This is a genomic window from Bradyrhizobium sp. SRS-191 (genome assembly GCF_024586915.1).
GTDB lineage: Bacteria > Pseudomonadota > Alphaproteobacteria > Rhizobiales > Xanthobacteraceae > Bradyrhizobium.
Map to the genome: position 1 here is coordinate 1 of NZ_JANBVS010000084.1, position 1,279 is coordinate 1,279.

A 1,279-nucleotide genomic window follows, 5' to 3' on the forward strand; every position below is an offset into this window, starting at 1 on the left:
CGCGCGGCACATCTGAATCGTTTCCTGCACCGCGTTGACGTCGAACACGCCCGGCCGCGCCGGAATGATCACCATCGTGGCGTTGCGGATCGCGTCGTCGACCACGGCCGACAGATTCGGCGGCGTGTCGATCAACACCCATTCATAACCGTCGCGCTTGGCCGCGGACACGATGCCGCTGACCGAATTCACCGCGGCCTTGATCGGCGGCTCGTTGGTGCCGCGCAGCTTGTGCCACAGCGTCAGCGAGCCCTGCGGATCCGCGTCCACGAGCATCACCTGCTTGCTCGCCTTGATCTGCGCGGCGAGATGTGCAGCCAGGGTACTCTTGCCCGAGCCGCCTTTACGCGATGCGAAAACAATAACGTTCATACCCTTGGCCTCCAGATTGACCCCAGGTCGCGAAAATGAATCACCGCGCTGATTCGTGAAAGAAAAATTTATCGAGAGTTGTGTAGCCGCCACGAAATAACAAGGCGAGTTGTCTTTTGAGTCACACCCGCCGATCGGACGAGACCGATCCGCCGCAAATCGTCGGACGCAGGCTGAATCGCGCAATTTCCAGGCAAACTGCCGAAAAACGCCAACGCAACCTGCCCGCGCAAAACCTCGGATGACTCCTGACCGTCCCAAACGGCGGAATTGCCGCAAGCCCGCGCACATCAGGCGCGAACAAAACGAGTCCGAAGGCTGTCCGCGGGCGGACGCGCAGATCGGGCGCTCGGGATTGACCGGAAGTGAGTGTCGAGGGCGACGGTCGCCTAGCCGTCCTCGGTCTTCTTCTTTTTCGCCTTCGGCGCGGGCTTGGAGCTCTTCCGGGCGACCTGGGGCGCGATGCTGGTCGGCTTGCCGGCGCGGGCCTGGCCCGGCTCCGCGCCCGCGCGGAAGAACACCCGGCATTGCGGCGAGAGCTGCGCCTTCTTCTGGATCATGCAGGCCGTGATGGCATCGACGTTCGGGACGAACTCGCCGCACAGCCGCATCGCGTCCGGCGTACAGGCCTGCTGCTGCTCGGGCGTGTAGGCGAAACCAGCCCCCGGCTGGATCAGGACCGCGAGCGCAATCCCCGCGACGGCAGCAACAACGGACTTCCCAAAGCGAAACGCCGGCATCGATCCCCCCAAAAGTCTGACACGGGCGCGGAGTGTGGGTGAACGGCGGTTGGTTGGCAACGCGCCCGCAAGCGAAAACCGCGACCTGTGCGCTCTCGGCAACAGGCGCCGCCGCGACGCGCGAGTCCGCCCCTGTTACCGCCGAACCGGCCCCGCCCCAGCCCAAA

2 protein-coding genes are annotated in these 1,279 nt (G+C 64.6%); both read right to left on the reverse strand.

Annotated elements, in window-relative coordinates:
• On the reverse strand, positions 1-372 hold a 372-nt coding region (locus NLR35_RS34170; protein ID WP_257170932.1), incomplete at its 3' end, for a ParA family protein.
• Between the two features lie 389 nt (positions 373-761).
• Positions 762-1,112, reverse strand: coding sequence for a hypothetical protein (locus tag NLR35_RS34175; RefSeq protein ID WP_257170931.1), 351 nt, complete (start codon positions 1,110-1,112; stop codon positions 762-764).
• Positions 1,113-1,279: the final 167 nt, after the last annotated feature.